Raw genomic sequence first — 20,043 nt, 5'->3', positions numbered from 1 at the left:
AAGAGCAACCTACAGATTTCTCTGTATGATTGCTCTATGCACCCATTGCTGGTTTTACCCAGCCATATTGTTAAAGGAATCCTGTTCACTAAACACAGAAATATGATCTACTGTGCCGGTTGAGCTTGGAATAATAAATTTCAGCTGGTATTGGTCATTGGCTTGATAGGTGTAAATCTTATCGTCACCATTTGTTTTGGTGTCATCCGGTTTGCCAAGTGGAACGAACATCGAAGATCAGGCTACCTTTGTTAAATCCAAATACGACATGTTTGTCAGTGTAAGTAGCATAAATACCTTTTCCAGCTGACTCTTGTTGATCAGGCTTACCCCAGTCCGCTTCTACCTCATCAATAAGACCAGTATGTGCAGCATATTCAACACCGGGCACCTTTCCTTTTTTGGCAAGTACAAGCAGTTCTTTAAGCTGTTTAGCGCTATCTTGCGGATTAGCGTTGGCTGCATTTTTATTAGTCTCCGTAGGGGAAGTGGTCGCTGCTGATGCTGTTTCCGTAGGTGTGGTTGATGGGCTGACTTCCGGTTCAGAGGTTGCTGTTACGGCAGTTTCAGTAGGTGCTGTGGTTGGGGTAGCTGAATTTGCTTGTTCATTGTTCGAGCTGCATCCGGCTAGTCCAATCATCCCTGTGAGCAAAATAGTGGCTGCTAAAAATTTAATCTGTGCTGACATGATGACATCTCCTTAGTAAATTCGCTTAAAGCCGATTGTAAAAATGGAACCGGACATATCTATCATTTACCCAAATCTGCGGAACATCAATAAATTACGGATTAATGCGCACTATCAGGGCATTTCATTGCAGAACGTGCAATAGATTGGGGATGTTTGCTTCGAAAAAAGCAATGCATTGCACTTCGTGCAATAGAATTCATAAAAACCCCCTAACTAGGCGTTTCTTAACTATTTTGAATGTACAAAGTACAACAGAATTGATTTCCGCTCACTTCAGGATAGATTCTATTGCACAAACTGCAATGAGGGAACATCTCGGGAAGCTCATAGGACGTCGTCTCGGGAACGTCGTCTCGGATCATCATCTCAGGAAATACTCCCCCTAAGTAAAAATATTCCACACAAACGCAACCTTAATCCTCCAAGCCGCATCTTATTAGTAAAGGGAGGGGAGCTTCATCTGAATATTATAGAGAGAATCAAAGCAAAGGATGAGTCAGCTCTCCGCCTGTTAATGGACGATTACGGCGATATGCTGCTACGAACCGCTTGCTTGCTGCTCAAAGATCGACACAGTGCCGAAGAGGCGGTGCAAGATACTTTTATTCAAGCCTATGCCAAAATGAGTCAGCTGCAGGACCCGGAACGGTTAAAGGCTTGGCTCATTCGCATCGTAGTTAACCGCTGCCGTATGAAGCAACGGACTTGGAGCTGGCGTAATATTTTCCCTTCGGGCGGGTCAGAGCTTCAAGGAAGCGATGATGCAGGCTTCACTGCTGGAGCGGAAGAGCTTTTTATGGTGGAATGGCACAATATCAGACTCGCTGAGTCCATGAGGACTCTCGATTATGTATACCGAGAATGTCTGACATTATATTACTTTCATGAGATGAGCATCCGAGAAATTTCCGAGCAATTAAATACCCCTGAGAATACGATTAAATCCCGGCTCGCTAGAGGACGGACGCTCTTAAAAAAGATTTTGGAGAAGGAGGGACATTTCTAATGAACACGGAGAATACGGAGAATACGGAACGCGAAGCTATCAAGCAATTACTAGACGAAGAACTACAATCCATACACTTTGAAGGACACGAACGCGTCCTCAAAATGACCCACCCTCCAACCTTTGGAGCCCGCCTCTTAGCATTCTGGAATAAGGAAATTGAGATCCCTGTCAAACCTATAGGCGCGATCGGCGCCATTATTCTAGTCGTTACACTGACCCTGCATCAACCAGAGGTTAAACACCATCCACAACAAGGCGTCCAGCAGCAAAAAAACCGGGAACTCATTGAGGCCGGAGGCAATACGTACTGGAAAGATATCTATGAGCAGGCGGTGAAGAAACATGCGAATTAAAATCAAGGTCAAACATCTGGTGTCATTCGTGCTACTCCCGGCCTCCCTGCTCATTCTTCTATTTAACTTTCTGCCCTCCTCAAAGGCGCAAATGGAGGAAAGCCCAGCTATCCAATCTAACCTGGCCCGTACAGAACTTCTGCAAAAGCTAGAGTCTACAACTGGCAGTAAACGTATGGAGCTTATTCAAACCAATATCATCGATAAGGAGCACGGCTACGATCCCTTTAGATATGACGTAAATATTGGTCCCTCTATGAGTCAGTGGAATCAGGATGAACCGAGTATTTCCAATTTGCTGCCGGAGGATAAAATCGCTTTGTTAGAGGAATATATCCTAGATGGACCAGCGAATAATACACGGATATTTGCGGCTAAGCTGCTTGTCTATGAATATGATGCTCTTGGTCGTAGAGACGACGGAGATCAAGCGCTATACACCGCTGCAAAACAGTTAGACAGCAATTCTAGCGTGGCAAAAAAGCTAGCTCTCCTTCGTGCAGAACGTGCCCTGAATCGTGGGGATATAATAACCGCTGAAGCTATTCTTGAACAAACCACATTTCCATCCGAGAATCAGGAAGATTTAAATGCACAAAAAGCATGGCTTACTGGACGCGTGCTCTTCACGAAAGGAGAAGCGCTGGAAGCTCTTGCCGAAGTAGACAATGGCTTAACAAGCTACAAAAAATTCTGGCAGGATATTCATACAGCAGGTCCATCATCAAGTTCAGCGCCAGAGATAGGTACTTCAGAAACCGAAATGCAGCTTGAAGCGCTAAAATCCGCTATTCAGTCAGCTGTAGATATGGGAAGTACCTCTACAGCTGTCGTATCCGGAACACTGACTCGTAGCGATGGTTCGCCGGTCTCACGTGCAGGTATTTTTCTCCGTGCTGAAAGCGAGGTTCATCATAGCATTACTGAGGCTGAACCGTACCGAGTCGTTACCGACGATAAAGGGCGTTTCGAATTCCACGGTGTGATTCCGGGCTTCTATCAATTCCAGCTTGGACTTAGCTATGATCAGATCGACGGCTGGACTTGGCCTGTACAGTATGACGATTGGATTGAAGTTAAACCGGATGATAGGTTGAATGAGAGCATTGTTCTACAACCTCTGCTAGAGCTTCAGTCTCCTATTAATCAAGAGACGATAATAGGTCAGTCTGTAGATTTTCGCTGGAAGGCTGTTAAAGGTGCGGCTTACTATCGCTTAAGCGGAGGGGTATCGACGGTGGGAAGCTCCTTCAGTTCGCAGATTCGGGACTATATTACAGATAATCAAGTCTCCATTCCAGTAGATGAACTCTATTACAACAGTGGTTTCTCCTACGGCAGCGGCGGAGAGGGCTTTGAATCGATTGATCCTCTTTCTTTTCTCGTGTTCATGAATCCGGAAGCACGCTTTTCTTGGAATATCGAGGCATTTGATGGGGATGGACGCCTGATTACCCGCAGTAATGGCTACAGGTTAAACGAAGACACCGTCGGAAATCTTCCTTTCTTCTATCTCAAGGAACGAGAACTGACCACGGCTGATAGACTATTGCTGAATAAGAACCCAGAGCAAGCCCTTGAAATGTACCAACAAAATGTCTTGGATGATCCACAGGATGCTCATGCCCTGCATATGCTTGTAAAGCTGTTGCTCGCCAAATCATCCATCACCAAGGATGACTCATTAGAAGATCGGGCGATTCCTTCACTCCAAAAGCTCATACAGTTACATCCTTATTCTAATTATGCCTTCACATTGACGCAGTATTATTTTGATCATAAGGACTGGAAATCATATAACGAATTTCATTCCCTCTCCAACGAGTTAAACTCCATCGAATTAAACAGTTATGTACGCTCTATTAACGCGACAGCACTCTTGCATCAAGGCAAGCTTAAAGAAGCTCGGGAACAATTTGCTATCGCCTTAGAGCATGATAACAGCCATCGTTTTATTGGCAGCTATTTGGCAGCAGAATTATACGCAGGCGAGTCACTCTCTTCTGTCTTAACACTTGCTGAACGTTACCCAGAACACAGCTTTGGTCTTAATGGGTATCGTTGGCCACAAATGGTTAAACAGCTAATGACCGAACGAACAAAACAGCCTAGTAACTTTGAACAAGAGTTGAAGGAAAAACTCGGATGGTACATGAATGGTCAGACGGATGTTTTGAAGAAATGGATTGAAGGAGCAAAGTCCTCCGCCCTAAAGACCTTTATGAAAGCCGTACTAGAGGTAAGCTAACTCATTTATGCATACAAAAATCCGGTCCCTCTCGATAAATACGAGCATGGACCGGATTTTTTATTTACGCATGATTTTATTTAGATTTAGCTTCCATCATGTAATTCTGGAAGTCTGTGATACTTGGGTTGGACATATAGTGCCCACCCTCAACTTCAATGGTTTGGCCTGTGATGAATTTAGATTCATCCGATGCCAGGAACAAAACAGTGTTCCCGATATCATCTGCTTCGCCGTGATAAGGCAGAGCGTTGAACTTCTGGAAAATATCCAGAACGGCTGGCGGCATATTTCTTGCAGCCGCAGGTGTTAGGATCAGGCCTGGAGCCACTCCGTTACAACGAATCTTATCCTTGCCATATTGTGTGGCGATGTAACGAGTAAGGTTTACCACAGCTGCCTTGGAGGAGCCATAAGCGGTACGCAATGAATCTCCTGCAAATGCTGACATGGAAGCTGTGTTAATGATGGAGCCCCCGCCCGCTTTAATCATATGTGGAATGGCAAACCGGCTGCCTAACAGAACACTTTTGGTGTTCACGTTCATCAGGCGATCCCATTCTTCCAAATCTATGTTGACGACATCTAGGTCTTTTTGCAGATTAGTTAGACCTACGTTGTTGAATAAAACTGTAATTGTGCCATACTGAGCAACTGTGAAATCAACGGCTTCCTTAATCGAATCCGCTTGGGATGCATCCAAGAAAAGACCTTCCGCCACTCCACCCTCACTTTTAATCTTAGCCGCTGCTTCTTTAGCAGCCTCTACATTAAAATCGGCGATGACAACTTTAGCTCCTTCTCTAGCCAATAAAGTAGCGGCTGATAAGCCAATACCCGAAGCGCCTCCAGTTACTAGTGCAACCTTACCTTGAACTCTTCCCATATTCATACCCCTTTATAATGTGATTAAGATTCTTAGATGACTTCATTTATGTTTCAGAGCTATCAAAGCTCGTTAACAACTTCTCATAGATTTTCAAGAATTGATGCAGTTCTTCCTCATCGAGCTTCTGAAACATTTCAACTCGGAGCTCCTGCCCTTTTAGCTGTGCTTCCTTCAGTACATCTTTACCTTTGTCCGTGATAGAGAGCAGTACATTTCGGCGATCATCCTCGTTATATTTGCGCTCGGCCATTTCCTGCTTAATTAAGCGATTGGCAATGTTCGTCATCGCTCCCGGCGTATAACCTAGCTTCTTAGCCAAAGTAGTTTGCTTCTGGGGACCCTTTTTATTCAATTCTCCCAAGACGAGAACGGGTGATATCCCAATATTGTGGTCAAAAGCATTCATCCATCGAACAATAATTTCATTCGTGAATAATTCAACGGCATGTATAAGTCTAAAAATATCTGGGTTTTCCAAGACATCCTCCTTAGATATTCATAATCATTGGCTACTTCTACATGTATTTTAACACTAAAATATTTAATAGTAAATTATTTAACGGTAAAACACTTAATATTTAAAAAAGAATGCTTTTGAAAGCATCCTTTAAATTGCAGATTTATCAACAACATAAGTACCAGCCATCATATCGTGAAGCGCCCGTTTACGGGGAGTAAATGCAACGAATAGATAATCTACAAGCATGATGGGGCCAAGTATTTTACTAAGGTCAGTAGCCAAAGGTGCCCATAAATTAAGCGTGGTGGAAATCACAGTAAGATCGTAGAGGCTTACGCCAACAATCATTGAAAAAATCGTACTAATGATTCGGAAAATATTTCGAATTAAAGCTTCCTTCAACGTGGGAATATTCCCTTGCTGATTGACAATTTTTATCTTTAAAACCAGCTTTCCAGGCGATCCGCCAAATCTAACAATCATAAAAATATCAAACACGACGAAGAAAATATATTCAAGGATGATGGGAATTTCCGAATGCAAGGATACAGCTAATGAATTGAATATCCAGTATACAATAACCGCAGGTATCAGAATGATAAGGAGATCAAGAATAGTAGCGAGAACTCTTTTCCAAAAGCCTATGAAATCCTCCTGTTCCAAACGCTCAACTGCATTGTTATCCATATCAGGGCCCCACTCTCTATGCTTTACTTTATTCATTCAATTATTCTACGTATCGCATCCTGCTCATATCCCCGATTCCATTCAAATTTCTAATCCTCATAGGCTCAGGCTGAGCCCAATCGGCAGGATGATAAGCCCTAGGGAAATAACAGTAATGATTCTCGTGGTGAGGATCGGTAGTTTTACATTTTTTTCTGATTTATACCATCCTTTAAACTGAAAATGATTCCGATACAGCATAAAAAATATCAATAGATTTCCAAGCCCCATACTCCAGTTATACAAGGGCTGACCAAAAATAGATTGATAAACCAATCTTTCTACTCCGCCTAAAATAAATAAGGTCAACACAAGCAATACGCACAATCGAAACAATTCCACAATAAAAGAACCCAGTTTTATCATTACATAACCGTCCTTTCTAGATCTCCTCGTCGCAACAAAAAATCCATATTCATCCAATTATACACCCTGCCTGCAATGACTCCTATCGAAATATTCGAAAAACAAACCAGCCCAAGATACATTCTATCCTGAGCTAGGTTCTGTCGCTTCTTCCCTATGATGATGTAACTTCTCCCTTAATCCCTATTTCCTGGATCTGCGTCCTCAGATTAACAATTTCCACCATTAACGCCTCATTCTCCGCCTCCGTATCCCTACTTCCGCTCTGAATCAATTGATTCAGACGCAGCTCCAGAAGAGCAAGATCATCCTCCTGAGCTTGTTCTTTACGGGTAAGCACACGGCTTCTATCTTTGGAGATGTATTCCTCATAGGAGCCTTGAAAAAACTTCGGTGCCTGAGTCGGTGCTAGGATTACCAAACGATTAGCTACTTTAGCGTGAAGATATCGGTCATGCGAGACCATCACAAGTCCCCCCGGATATCCCCTTAGCGCTTCTTCTACACGCTCTCTAGTGTCAATGTCCAGATAATTAGTGGGTTCATCCAGAACCAATAGATTAGCTTTTCCAAAGTACAATTTAAGGAAGGCTACACGACATTTCTCTCCCAGACTTAAATCACCGATTCGTTTAAAGACATCCTCCCGTGAAAATAAAAAACAACCCAGAATAGTTCTTGCCTCCGTCTGTGTCATACCGGGTAGTTCAAGCAAACTATCCAGGATGGTGGATGACACCGCTAAATTGTCCAGCTCTTGCGCAAAGTAGCCAATCTTCGTACGCGGATGCAGTTGCACTTCGCCTTTGGTAGGTTTATGAATCCCAGCAATCAGCTTCAACAAAGAAGACTTACCAACCCCATTAGGACCCAGAATAGCGAGACGGTCTCCTCGATGCAATGACAAACTACAATCTGTTAATACAGGCGCACTACCTTTATATGCAAAATCGATCTCACGGAGTGACAGCAAAGTGTCAGCCATAAACGCTTCACTTTCCAGCTTCATCTTCAGCTTGCTTGTCTCCCGCGGCAATTCCACACGGTTCTTATTTAAGCGTTCGAGTGCCGCTTCTTTCGCATGAAGACGAGACACATTTTTCTTAGATTTCGCACGCAGGAAATCATGCTGGCCGGCAGCACGGTGTGCCTGCTGGAACCATTCGGCATATCTCCGGATACTCTCAAGCAGCTTCTCCTTTTCCTGTTCTTGCTTCTTATATTGTCCCTCTAGCGTTCGCGCCTCTACCGCCTTCTGCTCCCGATACTGCGTATATCCACCCGAATACCGACGACATCCCTCTGGACTAAGCTCCAACAAGGCCGTCGCCGTTCGATCGATGAACGTACGATCATGCGAAACATAAAGCACGGTTCCGGGGTAAGTGTACACCCAATGTTCCAACCATTCCATCGTTTCTCCATCTAAGTGATTCGTCGGCTCATCCAGAATCAACAGCTTCGGCTGCTGGACTAGTAATGCTGCTAGTTGGACACGTGTCTTTTGCCCTCCGCTTAGCGATGGGTATGGCAAATCCCAAACCGAACGATCAAGCTTGAGCTGCTTCAGACATTTTTCCGCTTTAACCTCCCAGTCATACCCATCAAGCTGCAAGTATTGATCGTATACTTCGGCGTATTCTGCCAATCCCGCTTCGCTCTCGTCGTTCTGCTCCTGTAACCTCTGACTGAGGGATTCAAGCCGGCGCTTCAATTGGGGGAGCTCAGCCGACCCGGAGAGAACATAATCCAATGCGGTTACTTCTTCTGATATCTCTAGCTGCTGATCCAGCACTCCCCATTCCTCGCGTGGCAAGCCATGATAGATACTTCCCTCCTCAAAAGTGAGGCGACCGATCAATCCCTTAAGCAGTGTGGTTTTGCCGATTCCATTACGACCGAACAAGAGCACACGCTCTCCTTCTGCAATCTCAAAGGACACCTTCTCAAATAACAGGTTCCCGTTCCATTCTTTACGTAAGTTCTTCGCTTTTATTAGGGTCATATTCCATTCCTCCGATTGTATTACAAAATAAAAAACCGCAGCCAGCGGTCTGCGGTCTAATAGCGTATGTTGGGGGGAATATGCCATAACATGAATAGACCACGGCCGTGATCACCTGCACATGCAGGTAAACCAAACCATAGATCGTTCTATTCATATAAAAGCAACGTAAGGTTCCCGACCGACACACGTATCCCTGACCGTTATCACCCTGCATGGGTGCTCCGTGACTTGTGCATATGCACTTCACAAGCTTAAGTGGTCTACTTCTAGGAAACGTGTTAGTTATTCATCAGTCGGTGGCCCTCCGTCATTGTCCGAATTTGTTTAATGAGTACAGTATATAACAACACAACTTAGAAATAAAAGTTCAAGAACAGTTATAAATTAATCTTTACCGACTGAGACTCCGAGCTCCACTGCACCTGAATACCAAATAATTCAGGCAAGGTGCTCAGTGGAATCATCAATCGACCATTTTCATTGCGGGATGCTGGCATCGTAAGTGTTTTTCCATTCACAACAGCCTGACCGGATAACGGCTTATGTGACACCGTACGATTGCCTATCGTAATTAGCAATGCACCCGTTCCAGCTTCACTCTGTAAACTTCCACCTAACAGGGCTACAGATTCTCTCAGCGGAACAAATACACGCGAGTTATCCATTAAAAAAGGATCTTTCAGCTTTGTCGTGACTCCATCCATCTCAAAAGCTCCAGCAAACGTCTTACTTCCTACGGAATATCCATTTTTAGTCGCAATGTTCTCCATCGCCAGTGTGCTTGTTGTGATGATAACCCTTGTATTCTTAGCTATTTTTGGGTAAAGCCAGTGGATGTCATCATTATGCATTCGAATACATCCGGCGCTAACATACTTTCCTATGGAGGACTCATTATTGTTGCCGTGAATCGCATACGTGGTACCATACGTTCCGTTCACTTCTAGTCCTAGCCAGCGGTCGCCAAGTGGATTGGCCGGATCACCCCCGGGTATTTTCTCTTTGTAATAGGGTCTGTTCTTTACTTTAACTACCATTTTGAAACTGCCTTCGGGTGTCAGTTCCTTCGACTTCCCTGTCGCGACTGGAAAGATCTTTACCAGCTTACCCTCACTGAAATACGCGAGTTTGTTTGTTTTTTTGTTCACGATAATCAGATCGGATCCAGCAGCAGCTTCCGCCTTTCCCACACCTGTAAAACATGCAGCGAACAGAAGCCCAAACACAAGCATCAGCTTTATGTTCCGCTGTAATGAAGATTGAAACCAGCTACTCGAAACAAAAAATCCCAATTTTCTCCACCTCCATATATAAAGACGAAATCATTTCAAATTAGTTGCATACCAGCCTGTACCTATTCTTTTCAACTCGTCCCCCTGCATTTGACGCAGAGATTGCAATACTGTAACCACGTGAACGCACATTAAAAAAGCCGACCTTTGGATAACCAAAGATCGGCCCTGTATTTTATATGCTCAGTATTTCATGTTTAGACAACTAATGTTTCTTACCTGAACCAAATGCAATCACATATCCATCCGGATCTTTAATCGCAAAATCCTTCCAGCTTCCCCAGTCTGCTTCCTGAAGATCAGGCTCTTGAACAAATTCTGCTCCTTTACCCTTTAGCTCTTCATATAGCTCGTCAAGCTCAGGATGAGTCTCCACATAAGCATAGGTGTCCCACGGAATGATCTGACCCTGTCCTGCTGCATTGGGTTGTACATTTTCAGTACAGGTTGCCTGTATTAGCTTGAATCCCAGTGCAAATTCATCACGTACCGCCCACCAATCCGTCACTTCACAGCCTAGCACTGTAGCGTAAAATTCCTTAGATTTCTCTAGATCAGTTACCAGCCTTACCTGAACCGAAAACTGTACTTTACTCACTGTTGATCATCCTCCGACTGTCATAATTGGCTAGATCAGCATTCACAATTTTAATATTCCGATTTCTTAATACCATCCAATTAACGCAAATTAAACCGAAATCTGCTGTCAAGTCTATCGAGGGATGGAATCAATAATGATCGGTATGGCTAGTCACCTTTTTTTTGATCCAGAAGGTTTCGAACTGCCTGCAAACGAAGAGGATCTATCGGCTTCAGCGCATCACCATCTTCTCTAATTGCTGAACCAAAATGCACCCGATGCACACCTGTTCGTTGTATAAAATTACTTATCCCGTCCGCCGTTAACCCACTCCCCGCCAAAATGGAGATAGATCGCCCCACACTAAACTGCTCCAGCGCAGCAATACGTTCCGCACCTCTAGGCGCTGTAGTCTGAGCACCCGATGTTAGAATGTCAGTAATTTGAGGATAACGCGTCAATATTTCTAGCGCCTCAAATTGATCCCTCACTTCATCAAAGGCACGATGGAACGTCACCTCTAGATCTTTTGCAACATGAAGCAGCCTCTGAAGGGACTCCTCATCAATGGACCCCTCCTGGCCCAGCATGCCCATTACGATAGCTAATCCACCGATAGATGCAATATGCTGAATATCCCGCGCCATGGTTTCTATATCATCCTTATCATAATAGAAAGACCTGGCGTGAGGTCTAACCATTACTCTAACCGGGATCGAAACGCTGTCGCGTACTTTTTCTATTAGCCCCAGACTGGGCGTCAATCCTCCTTCACTGATCCCAGTGATCAATTCAATCCGGTCAGCACCGTATTGCTCGGCCAGCACTGCATCACTTAATGTTGTAGCAATAACCTCTAGTAGCATTGTTGTCTCTCCTTCATTCATCTCAGAACCTTCTCCTTGCTATTCTTTCCTATGGAACGTAGAAAATTACTCTTATCCATATCCACATAAACACGCAAAAAAAAAAGGCCTTGATCCTCTACAGAAACTAGAGAATCAAGACCTTTCGTTCTTAAACTATCCTTACGCCCACCACATACCTTGTGGTTGATCGCGAATAAGAATGGATTGCAAATTGGTTACTGCACGATGGAAGCCTTCGTCTACTGTCATCAGTGGGTCTTCATGCTCGATGCTGACCACATAATCATAGCCATAAGTACGCAGCGCACTCATGATATCTGACCATTCAGATATACTGTGTCCACAGCCAACGGAACGGAAGGTCCATGCGCGGGTCTGCACATCGCCGTAAGGCTGCATATCCGTCAGACCATACATATTAATATTGTCCTGATCCAGGTACGTATCCTTAGCATGGAAATGATGGATCGCGCCAGCTTTACCAAGAATCTTGATCGCGCCGACAGGATCGATGCCTTGCCACCACAGATGGCTCGGGTCTAGATTCGCGCCGATCGCATCACAAGTTGCTTCTCTAAGCTTCAGAATCGTGTAAGGAGTATGGCAGAGGAATCCACCATGAAGCTCGATACCGATCTTAACACCATGCTCCTCTGCCAGCTTACCGATTTCCTTCCAGTAAGGGATCAGTTTATGCTCCCACTGCCAGGTTTTGATGTCGCTGTACACGGTAGGCCAAGGGGTAACTGGCCAGTTCGGTGCTTTTGCCTCGTCGCTGTCTCCCGCGGTTCCCGAGAAAGTGTTCACTACCTTAACGCCCATTAGTGAAGCTAGCTTGATCGACTTACGCAAAATTTCGTCGCCTTCACGAGCTTCTTCTTTATCCGGCGAAATCGGGTTATTATGGCAACTGAAAGCACTGATCATAATGCCACGTTTCGTGAACTTCTCCAGATATTCCTTACGTGCTAATTCGCTGGCAAGCAGCTCATCTGTTGGACAGTGGGCATTTCCGGGATTGCCTCCTGAACCGATCTCTACCGCATTCAAACCAGCAGCAGCGATTTTATCAAGCATCTCATCGAGAGTTAGACTTCCAAATACAGGATCAAATACGCCTAATTTCATTTATAATACCACCTTTTCTTTGATTGGCTCCAAAGCTTCAGAATGTCCGTAAACTGGATAATCACGCTTCGTTGGTGCACACCAGTTCACACCATTGATGATGACTCTTTGTATTTCTTTGTTGTAATAGGTTGGGTAAGATTCATGACCGGGTTGGAAATAAAAGATCTTCCCGTTCCCACGACGATAGGTCGATCCGCTTGGGAACACATTGCCGCCTTCAAACCAGCCGACAAAAATAAGACTCTCTGGTGCTGGCACATCAAAATGTGCTCCGTACATTTCCTCTTGCTCCAAATCGATATATTCGCCAATGCCCTCAGCAATCGGGTGACTAGGGTCCATAACCCAAAGACGCTCTTTCTCCCCTGCTTCACGCCACTTTAGATCGCAGCTGGTGCCCATCAACTTCATGAATATTTTGGACATATGACCCGAATGAAGCACCACTAGCCCCATACCTTGCAGCACTCTTTGGTGAACACGGTTTACGATCTCATCACTAACTTCTTGATGGGCGACATGCCCCCACCAAATCAGTACATCCGTGTTATCCAGCACTTCTTGTGTCAGTCCGTGCTCCGGTTCATCCAGCGTAGCTGTCTGAGCGTCCAATCCGGCTTCCTGAAGGAAGCTTGCCAATTGTCCGTGAATCCCTTGCGGATAGACCTTGAGAATTCTCTCTTCCTGCCGTTCATGGCGGAATTCATTCCATACCGTTACTCTGGTCACTTTGGACACACTCCTAGTTCATAGTTATCTATGTCGTTAATCTTTATTGATTATTCAAATTAGTCAAAAAATACAGGCATGCCAGTCTCAGAGGATTTATAAATAGCCTCTAAGATGCGGGTAACAACGAGCGCCTGCTCTGGCTTCACTACAGGCTCGGTGTCATTGACGATGCTGTCGATCCACTGAGTAGCCTCCGTCACCGCAGGATCATCTCCTGCGCCATCATAAAAGTCAACGCCACCCGCTTCTAGGCTAATATGCTTCTCGAATGTCTTGCCGTATTCTTCTCCGTTAATACGCAGACCGTTCTCCATATCCGCTCCACCTTCAGTACCGCAAAGCACCGTCTTGGCTTCACCAACATCGAGGGTATTCAGCGCCCAGCTTGCTTCGAGAACAATACTAGCGCCATTCTCCATCGTAATGAATCCAATCGCGGAATCCTCAACTGTAAATTTCTCAGGATCCCACGGCCCCCAAGCATTCGCAGCGTTTTTACGACCGGACAGCTTATGATAAGCGTTACCCACAACATATTTAGGTTTGTAGTTATCCATCATCCAAAGGGTCAAATCGAGGGCATGCGTACCGATATCAATCAATGGACCTCCGCCTTGTGCTTCCTCATCTAAAAACACGCCCCATGTTGGAACAGCGCGACGACGGATCGCCTTAGCTTTAGCATAATAAATCTCTCCAAGACCATTATTCTCGCATACCGTATGCAGATAAGCTGAATCTGGTCTGAACCGGTTCTGATAACCGATAGTTAGCTTTTTCCCAGTTCGCTCTGAGGCATCGATCATGGCTTGCGCTTCTGCTGTAGTCTTAGCCATCGGCTTCTCGCACATTACATGCTTACCTGCCTCCATAGCCGCAATGGAAATCTCAGCATGAGAAATATTCGGTGTACATACATGAATCACATCTATACTTGCATCTTTAAGCAGTTCTTTATAATCTGTGTAAACCGCAGAATTCTCATCCCCAAACTCCGCTTTTGCCTTCTCCGCACGCTCAGGAACGATATCGCAAAAAGCAACCATTCGCGCACCTTCTACTTTTTTTAACGCTGGCATATGTTTGCCGTTCGCAATGCCTCCGCAGCCGATAATTCCTACTGTTAATGTCATTTATATTCTAACCTCCACTTGTTCCTGTTTTGATATCTCTATCATACAAAGCCCGGGACCTGCTTTCTTCCTGCATTCTTGCTCTTTTATTCCCGAATATTGTCTTATGGTATTTAAGTGGGGATATCCCCGTTGCTTCTTTAAAAAAATGATGGAAGGTCTTTACGCTTCCAAACCCGGCGGCTTCCGCCACTGCAGACATCGGTAAATCATCATTGATCAATATCCATTTGGCTTTGTTAAGCCGATATTCATTTAAGAAGGCTATAAAGGTCATGCCCGTATTCTTCTTAAATAGCTTGGTAAAATAATAAGGACTAAAGCCCATATAATTAGCTACCTCGTTCAGTGTAATGGCCTCCTGATAATGCTGCTCCACATAAATAAATATCCGCTCTAATCGCTCTAGCGTCTCTCTGGACTGATTCAGTGTATCTTCCGAGAACTTAGGCTGTTTATTGATTGTACTCTTCGGAACCTCCCGCAAAATAACGGTCAGTAGTTCAAACAATCTAGCTTTGATTAAGTAGGCGTACCCCTCTCTCCGCTGTACGTCTTCCTCGTATATACTCTCAATGAGCTCTTTGATCTTCTCGGCGGTTCCCTCAGGCCATTTTGAACTAGAATGCTCCATAAGCGTAAAAACCTCACGAAGCGAATAGTCATTTCCGCTCAAAGCTGCGACTTCCTGAAACAAATTAAGATCAAATTGGATCACAACCCGTTCGCTCTCAGGTGAGGCAAGAAAATAATGCACATCCCCACCATTGATGAACTGAACCTCACCCTGCTCCATGTGAATAGGGGTATCGTTAATTCCCAGATTTAGACTTCCTTTAGTTACATAGATAATTTCAATTTCTTTATGCCAATGCGGATAGCACAGTGTATCCCCTCCACAAAGTAAACTTCTAAAGGGAAAGTGCTTATCCACATCCGGAATTTCGAGATAAATATTCATGTGTGCAGCTCCTTATCCGATCGAACATTTAAACACAAGTTGAACATGCAAATTCGATTTTTACGTAAGCGTTTACTCTCTAAATGGTAGCCCTCTAATATTCTTTTGTCAATTCTAGATGTACACGGTCCTTAATATCATGCTTTTACTGCATTTCAGTTCTCTATCTTCGTTTTAAAAGAAATTACTGGTAATTAAATCGGTTTCATTCTATTAAAAATCAATTCTCTTTCATAGTTCTTAGGGTCCACTATTTTTTTAAGTGGAGTTGACAAGTATACCTGCCAGGATTTATATTCAGGGTAAGCGTTTACGTAATTCACTTTACCTTCTTTCATTTTTCAAAGCGTAAACGTTTAATCTAAGGCTAACCGTAATTTAAGGAGCACGTATGAAATGAACCCAACAATTAAAGATGTTGCACAAAAAGCGAACGTTTCCATTGCGACAGTCTCTCGCGTGCTAAACAACTTAAGTGGGTACTCCGACAAGACGAAACAAAAGGTAAATGAGGCTATCAAAGAACTTGGCTATCAACCTAACGCAATTGCTCGTGGCCTTATCAATAAGCGTACGCAGACCATAGGTGTAATGTTTCCGAGTGTATCTGGAGCTTTCTCCTCCGATCTGCTTAAAGGCATTGAGGAATTGGCCAATGACCGCAATTACAGTGTAATGGTCTGTAATACCGACCAGGATGGTAAACGAACGTTAAAGTACTTACAACTCCTAAGGGAGAAGCAAGTCGATGGCATTATTTACGCTAGTGAGGTCTTGAAGAAAGAGTATTATGATGTGCTAGAAACGATGAAGATCCCAGTAGTGTTGGTTTCTTCCCAAACGGAGTTTGCCAGTGTGCCATACGTGAAAGTAGACGATTTTCAAGCTGCTTATGATGCTACTCTCTACTTAATATCCAAAGGTCATAGCAAAATCGCCATGATCAGCGGAAATCCAAGCGATGCTATCGCTGGTGCACCCAGAGCCGAGGGATATCGTAAAGCGCTTGAAGCGAATGGAATTCCTTTCGACAATCGGTATCTCACCTTTGGAGACTTTCTGTATGAAAGCGGGAGCATTGCAATGGAAACGCTCTTGGAGCAAGCCCCTGATGTCACCGCCGTCTTTGCCGCTAGTGATGAAATGGCGATAGGTGCCCTCTCCACTGTCATCAAATATGGTTTAAGTGTTCCCGAGGATATATCCATTATGGGTTATGACGATCTTGGAATGGCGAAAATGATCATTCCTCCGTTAACTACAGTTCGTCAACCGCTGTACGATATTGGTAAGATCGCCGTAGAGAAACTTATTCATATGATTGAAACAGGTGAGACTGTAGAAAGCAAAATTGTCGATCACTCCATCGTGGAAAGACAAACGGTAAGGTCACTTACCTGAGTCTTTTTACCCCTTTTACGTAAACGTTTACTCTTTATCGGTTCATGCATATCCGCAGCCTTAAAGTAGCAGAATATCAATTAGTTTTCATTTACGTACATGTTTAATCTCTTACATGTTCATAATACCAACAAATTATTAGGAGGATTTATCATGAAAAAAACAATCAAACCCGTAGTGGTTAGCTTAGTGGCCATGTCCGTGCTTAGTGCATGCGGCACGAATAATAGCAACAATGCGACTGGCAACAGTACAAATAGTGGTGGAAATGCCTCCTCCGGTGAAAAGGTGAAAATCGAGTTTTTCCAAAATAAAACCGAAGCCAAAGCCACTTTCGACAAACTGGTTGCGAAATTCAATGAAGCCAATCCAAACATTGTCGTTACACAGGTTAACCCGCCAGATGCTGAAACGGTATTGAAAACTCGTGCAGCTAAGAAAGATATCCCTGACGTGGTAGGGATCGGAGCAACTGACACCTACAAGACGTTATCTGGCAGCGGTCTTTTTGAAGATTTCACAGGTGATCCACTCGCTGAGAATATCCAGCCAGCATATCTCCAAATGCTAAAAGACCTGACGGGTTCGGAGGAACTGAATGGTCTTCCATTCTCTTCAAACGCAAGTGGTGTCATTTACAATAAAGCGATGTTCGCTGAAGCGGGTGTGACTGTTCCAACTACTTGGGATGAGTTCATGGCTGTCGCTCAAAAATTCAAAGATAACGGTCAGAATGCTTTCTACCTGACACTGAAGGATTCATGGACAACACTTACACCGTTCAACTCCCTTGCGACGATCATTAAAGGAAATGATTTCTTCAAGGAGCGTACGGCTGGTACTGTAACCTTCGCAGACAGCTATACCGAGGTTGCTGAAAAGCTGCTGAAGCTGACCGAATTCGGACAAAAAGATATTTTTGGTAAAGGTTACAATGACGGAAACACAGCATTCGCTAAAGGTGAATCCGCAATGTACCTGCAAGGGGTATGGGCGATCCCGGAAATCGTGAAAGCCAATCCATCCATTGAACTTGGCGTATTCCCATTCCCAGCAACAAATGATGCTGCCGCTAACAAGGTCATTTCTGGCGTAGATACGTTGCTGACGATTTCCAAGAACACTAAACATAAAGAAGAAGCAAAGAAATTCGTAGACTTCCTGCTTCAACCTGAGAATGTTAGCCTATACATCAATGAGCAAAAAGCATTCCCAGCTGTACAAGGTGTAACACAAGATGATCCAACGATGGACGGCTTCAAAGAAGCGTTTACCGCAGGTAACTTGGCTGACTTTGCTGACCACTACATCCCAAGTGCAATGAAAGTGGATACCATCAACCAATCCTTCTTACAAAAGAAAGATATTAAAGCTTACCTAGATCAGCTTGATAAGGAATGGGATAAAGTAGCTAACCGGAAATAACTAGATCAGACAAACATGAACCGCGAAAGAGAACGGGGCTTCCCCACTTCTCTTTCGCTTTTACAATGAGGAGGATTACATGATGGCCAAACGCCGAGTCGCCTTTTATCTGATGACTATACCGGCATTACTTCTTTTCTTTGCCTTCCATACCTTTCCTGCAATTCAGGGTATATATTATTCGTTCACAAACTGGGACGGCTTTAGTGATAGCTTTGATTACGTAGGGTTTAAGAACTTCATTAACATTTTTCAAGACGAAAATGTGTTGAATTCATATGTGTTCACTTTTAAATATGCCATTTTAACCACAATTCTCATCAATATCATCAGCTTGTTGATTGCGCTTGGACTTAACGCCAAAATTAAAGCCAAAAACTTTTTCCGTGGCGTATATTTCTTGCCGAATATCCTCAGCGTATTGATTGTCGGCTTTATTTTTAACTACTTATTCGCTAATGTATTCCCTATTTGGGGTGCGAAACTCGGCAGCGAATTCTTATCACAGAACATTCTCGGTAACTCGGATTGGGCTTGGATCGGTATCGTCATTGTAGCCGTTTGGCAAGGGATTGCTTATAACACAATTCTATATTTGGCGGGTCTTCAAACCATTCCTCACGATCTTTACGAAGCTTCCAATCTGGATGGTGCTAGCCGCTGGAGAGAATTCTGGAGCATTACGTTCCCAATGCTTGCTTCCTTCTTCACCATCAATATGGTGCTCGCGATGAAGGGCGGTCTGATGGTATTTGACCAAATCGTCGCTTTGACAGGCGGGGGTCCAGGTCGTTCAACACAATCTATTGCCCACTTAATCTACACAGGCGGCTTCCAAGGCGGAGAATTTGCCTATCAATCGGCGAACGCCGTAATTTATTTTATCGTGATTGTCGTTATCTCCGCCCTTCAGCTTAAATTTCTGCAGAAACGGGAGATGGACTTATGATCAAAAAATCAACCAATTGGCCAGTAACGATTCTTATCGCCCTAGGCTCACTACTGATCCTGTTTCCGCTTTACATGACCATTGCCATCGCACTCAAGAATCCCGAGGAAATGGCTCAATCTATATTCTCGCTGCCAACCGGCCTGCATTTTGAGAACTTCTCCAATGCCATTAAGGCAACGAATTTCTTCAATGCATTAGGAAATAGTACCGTAATTACCATTACAACAGTTGTGTTCATATTGCTTACCAACTCCATGGTAGCCTATGCTATTGCACGTAATATGAAACGAAGATTTTTCAAAGTACTTTACTTCTATTTTATTAGCGCTATGTTTATCCCTTTCCAGATTATTATGCTGCCTGTGGTCAAAGTGACTACGGACCTGCACATGAACAACATTGTAGGGATTATTATTCTATACGTTGTTTATGGTCTGGCCTTTAACGTATTTGTATACACCGGTTATATCCGTTCCATTCCGTACGAACTGGAAGAAGCGGCAACAGTAGACGGTGCATCGACATTCGGAACATTCTGGAAGATTATTTTCCCACTCCTTGCTCCTGTCAGTGCAACGATCGGTATCCTGTCTTGTCTGTCCACTTGGAATGACTTTATGTTACCGCTGGTTCTACTCGGCGATCAGGATTCCTACACACTTCCGCTTGTACAATATGTGTTCCAAGGGCAGTTCAGCACAGATTTCAACTTAGCGTTTGCTTCATATCTGCTCGCATTAACCCCGATGCTCATCGTCTACTTGTTCGCGCAAAAATGGATTATCAGCGGACTAACATCAGGGTCTATTAAATAAAA

The 20,043-nt window shown here is 44.0% G+C and carries 19 protein-coding genes and 1 pseudogene; 7 read left to right on the top strand and 13 right to left on the bottom strand.

The window, feature by feature from the left end; all coding sequences use genetic code 11:
- Nucleotides 1–54: 54 nt before the first annotated feature.
- A pseudogene (locus tag ACDZ28_RS14240) lies at nt 55–640 on the bottom strand (YjgB family protein).
- Nucleotides 641–1,205: 565 nt separating this feature from the next.
- Here ACDZ28_RS14240 and ACDZ28_RS14235 point away from each other — a divergent pair.
- From ACDZ28_RS14235 to ACDZ28_RS14225, 3 genes are read left to right on the top strand one after another with little or no spacing between them, the layout of a single operon-like run.
- Nucleotides 1,206–1,697 (top strand): sigma-70 family RNA polymerase sigma factor, encoded by a 492-nt coding sequence (locus ACDZ28_RS14235; RefSeq protein ID WP_081389764.1) that lies wholly within the window; start codon nt 1,206–1,208, stop codon nt 1,695–1,697.
- Nucleotides 1,697–2,053, top strand: a complete 357-nt coding sequence (locus ACDZ28_RS14230) for a hypothetical protein (protein ID WP_076117912.1) — start codon at nt 1,697–1,699, stop codon at nt 2,051–2,053. Before ACDZ28_RS14235 ends, ACDZ28_RS14230 begins: the two co-directional genes overlap by 1 nt.
- A complete protein-coding gene (locus tag ACDZ28_RS14225; RefSeq protein ID WP_375105011.1) occupies nt 2,043–4,301 on the top strand; it encodes a hypothetical protein in 2,259 nt (752 codons plus the stop codon). The genes ACDZ28_RS14230 and ACDZ28_RS14225 overlap by 11 nt, the downstream gene beginning before the upstream one ends.
- Before the next feature lie 76 nt (nt 4,302–4,377).
- On the opposite strand, the gene ACDZ28_RS14220 is transcribed toward ACDZ28_RS14225, so the two are convergent.
- The 12 genes from ACDZ28_RS14220 to ACDZ28_RS14165 form a co-directional block, all read right to left on the bottom strand.
- Nucleotides 4,378–5,187: an SDR family NAD(P)-dependent oxidoreductase gene (locus ACDZ28_RS14220; RefSeq protein ID WP_339289490.1), complete on the bottom strand. Its 810-nt coding sequence runs from the start codon at nt 5,185–5,187 to the stop codon at nt 4,378–4,380.
- 46 nt (nt 5,188–5,233) lie between these two features.
- Entirely contained in the window at nt 5,234–5,668 is a 435-nt protein-coding gene (locus tag ACDZ28_RS14215; RefSeq protein ID WP_339289489.1) for a MarR family transcriptional regulator, read from the bottom strand.
- Between the two features lie 129 nt (nt 5,669–5,797).
- Nucleotides 5,798–6,373, bottom strand: a complete 576-nt coding sequence (locus ACDZ28_RS14210; protein WP_375105010.1) for an RDD family protein — start codon at nt 6,371–6,373, stop codon at nt 5,798–5,800.
- Nucleotides 6,374–6,433: 60 nt separating this feature from the next.
- Nucleotides 6,434–6,799: a hypothetical protein gene (locus ACDZ28_RS14205; RefSeq protein ID WP_375105009.1), complete on the bottom strand. Its 366-nt coding sequence runs from the start codon at nt 6,797–6,799 to the stop codon at nt 6,434–6,436.
- Between the two features lie 97 nt (nt 6,800–6,896).
- A complete protein-coding gene (gene abc-f, locus ACDZ28_RS14200; protein WP_375105008.1) occupies nt 6,897–8,747 on the bottom strand; it encodes a ribosomal protection-like ABC-F family protein in 1,851 nt (616 codons plus the stop codon).
- A 380-nt stretch (nt 8,748–9,127) separates the two neighbouring features.
- Nucleotides 9,128–10,042 (bottom strand): L,D-transpeptidase family protein, encoded by a 915-nt coding sequence (locus tag ACDZ28_RS14195; protein WP_339289485.1) that lies wholly within the window; start codon nt 10,040–10,042, stop codon nt 9,128–9,130.
- 205 nt (nt 10,043–10,247) lie between these two features.
- Complete coding sequence (locus ACDZ28_RS14190) at nt 10,248–10,640, bottom strand: VOC family protein (protein ID WP_375105007.1); 393 nt, start codon at nt 10,638–10,640, stop codon at nt 10,248–10,250.
- 149 nt (nt 10,641–10,789) lie between these two features.
- The gene (locus ACDZ28_RS14185) at nt 10,790–11,509 is read right to left on the bottom strand and encodes a copper homeostasis protein CutC (RefSeq protein WP_375105006.1); all 720 of its coding nucleotides are present in this window, start codon (nt 11,507–11,509) and stop codon (nt 10,790–10,792) included.
- Nucleotides 11,510–11,650: 141 nt separating this feature from the next.
- The gene (locus ACDZ28_RS14180) at nt 11,651–12,619 is read right to left on the bottom strand and encodes a sugar phosphate isomerase/epimerase family protein (protein ID WP_375105005.1); all 969 of its coding nucleotides are present in this window, start codon (nt 12,617–12,619) and stop codon (nt 11,651–11,653) included.
- Entirely contained in the window at nt 12,620–13,351 is a 732-nt protein-coding gene (locus tag ACDZ28_RS14175) for a ThuA domain-containing protein (RefSeq protein WP_042124690.1), read from the bottom strand.
- A gap of 59 nt (nt 13,352–13,410) precedes the next feature.
- Nucleotides 13,411–14,487, bottom strand: a complete 1,077-nt coding sequence (locus ACDZ28_RS14170; RefSeq protein ID WP_042124688.1) for a Gfo/Idh/MocA family protein — start codon at nt 14,485–14,487, stop codon at nt 13,411–13,413.
- Nucleotides 14,488–14,494: 7 nt separating this feature from the next.
- On the bottom strand, nt 14,495–15,448 hold the full coding sequence (locus tag ACDZ28_RS14165; RefSeq protein WP_339289481.1) for an AraC family transcriptional regulator: 954 nt from the start codon (nt 15,446–15,448) through the stop codon (nt 14,495–14,497).
- 396 nt (nt 15,449–15,844) lie between these two features.
- Here ACDZ28_RS14165 and ACDZ28_RS14160 point away from each other — a divergent pair, with 396 nt between their 5' ends.
- The 4 genes from ACDZ28_RS14160 to ACDZ28_RS14145 all read left to right on the top strand — a co-directional run bounded on the left by ACDZ28_RS14160 (nt 15,845) and on the right by ACDZ28_RS14145 (nt 20,041).
- A complete protein-coding gene (locus ACDZ28_RS14160; protein WP_042124684.1) occupies nt 15,845–16,849 on the top strand; it encodes a LacI family DNA-binding transcriptional regulator in 1,005 nt (334 codons plus the stop codon).
- 153 nt (nt 16,850–17,002) lie between these two features.
- A complete protein-coding gene (locus ACDZ28_RS14155; RefSeq protein WP_375105004.1) occupies nt 17,003–18,274 on the top strand; it encodes an ABC transporter substrate-binding protein in 1,272 nt (423 codons plus the stop codon).
- An 82-nt stretch (nt 18,275–18,356) separates the two neighbouring features.
- Nucleotides 18,357–19,223 (top strand): carbohydrate ABC transporter permease, encoded by an 867-nt coding sequence (locus ACDZ28_RS14150; protein ID WP_036680400.1) that lies wholly within the window; start codon nt 18,357–18,359, stop codon nt 19,221–19,223.
- Nucleotides 19,220–20,041: a carbohydrate ABC transporter permease gene (locus tag ACDZ28_RS14145; RefSeq protein ID WP_170880249.1), complete on the top strand. Its 822-nt coding sequence runs from the start codon at nt 19,220–19,222 to the stop codon at nt 20,039–20,041. Before ACDZ28_RS14150 ends, ACDZ28_RS14145 begins: the two co-directional genes overlap by 4 nt.
- Nucleotides 20,042–20,043 lie beyond the last annotated feature (2 nt).

Source organism: Paenibacillus sp. RS8 (assembly GCF_041956825.1).
GTDB lineage: Bacteria > Bacillota > Bacilli > Paenibacillales > Paenibacillaceae > Paenibacillus_AQ.
This window is presented reverse-complemented; position numbering and strand designations above follow the sequence as displayed.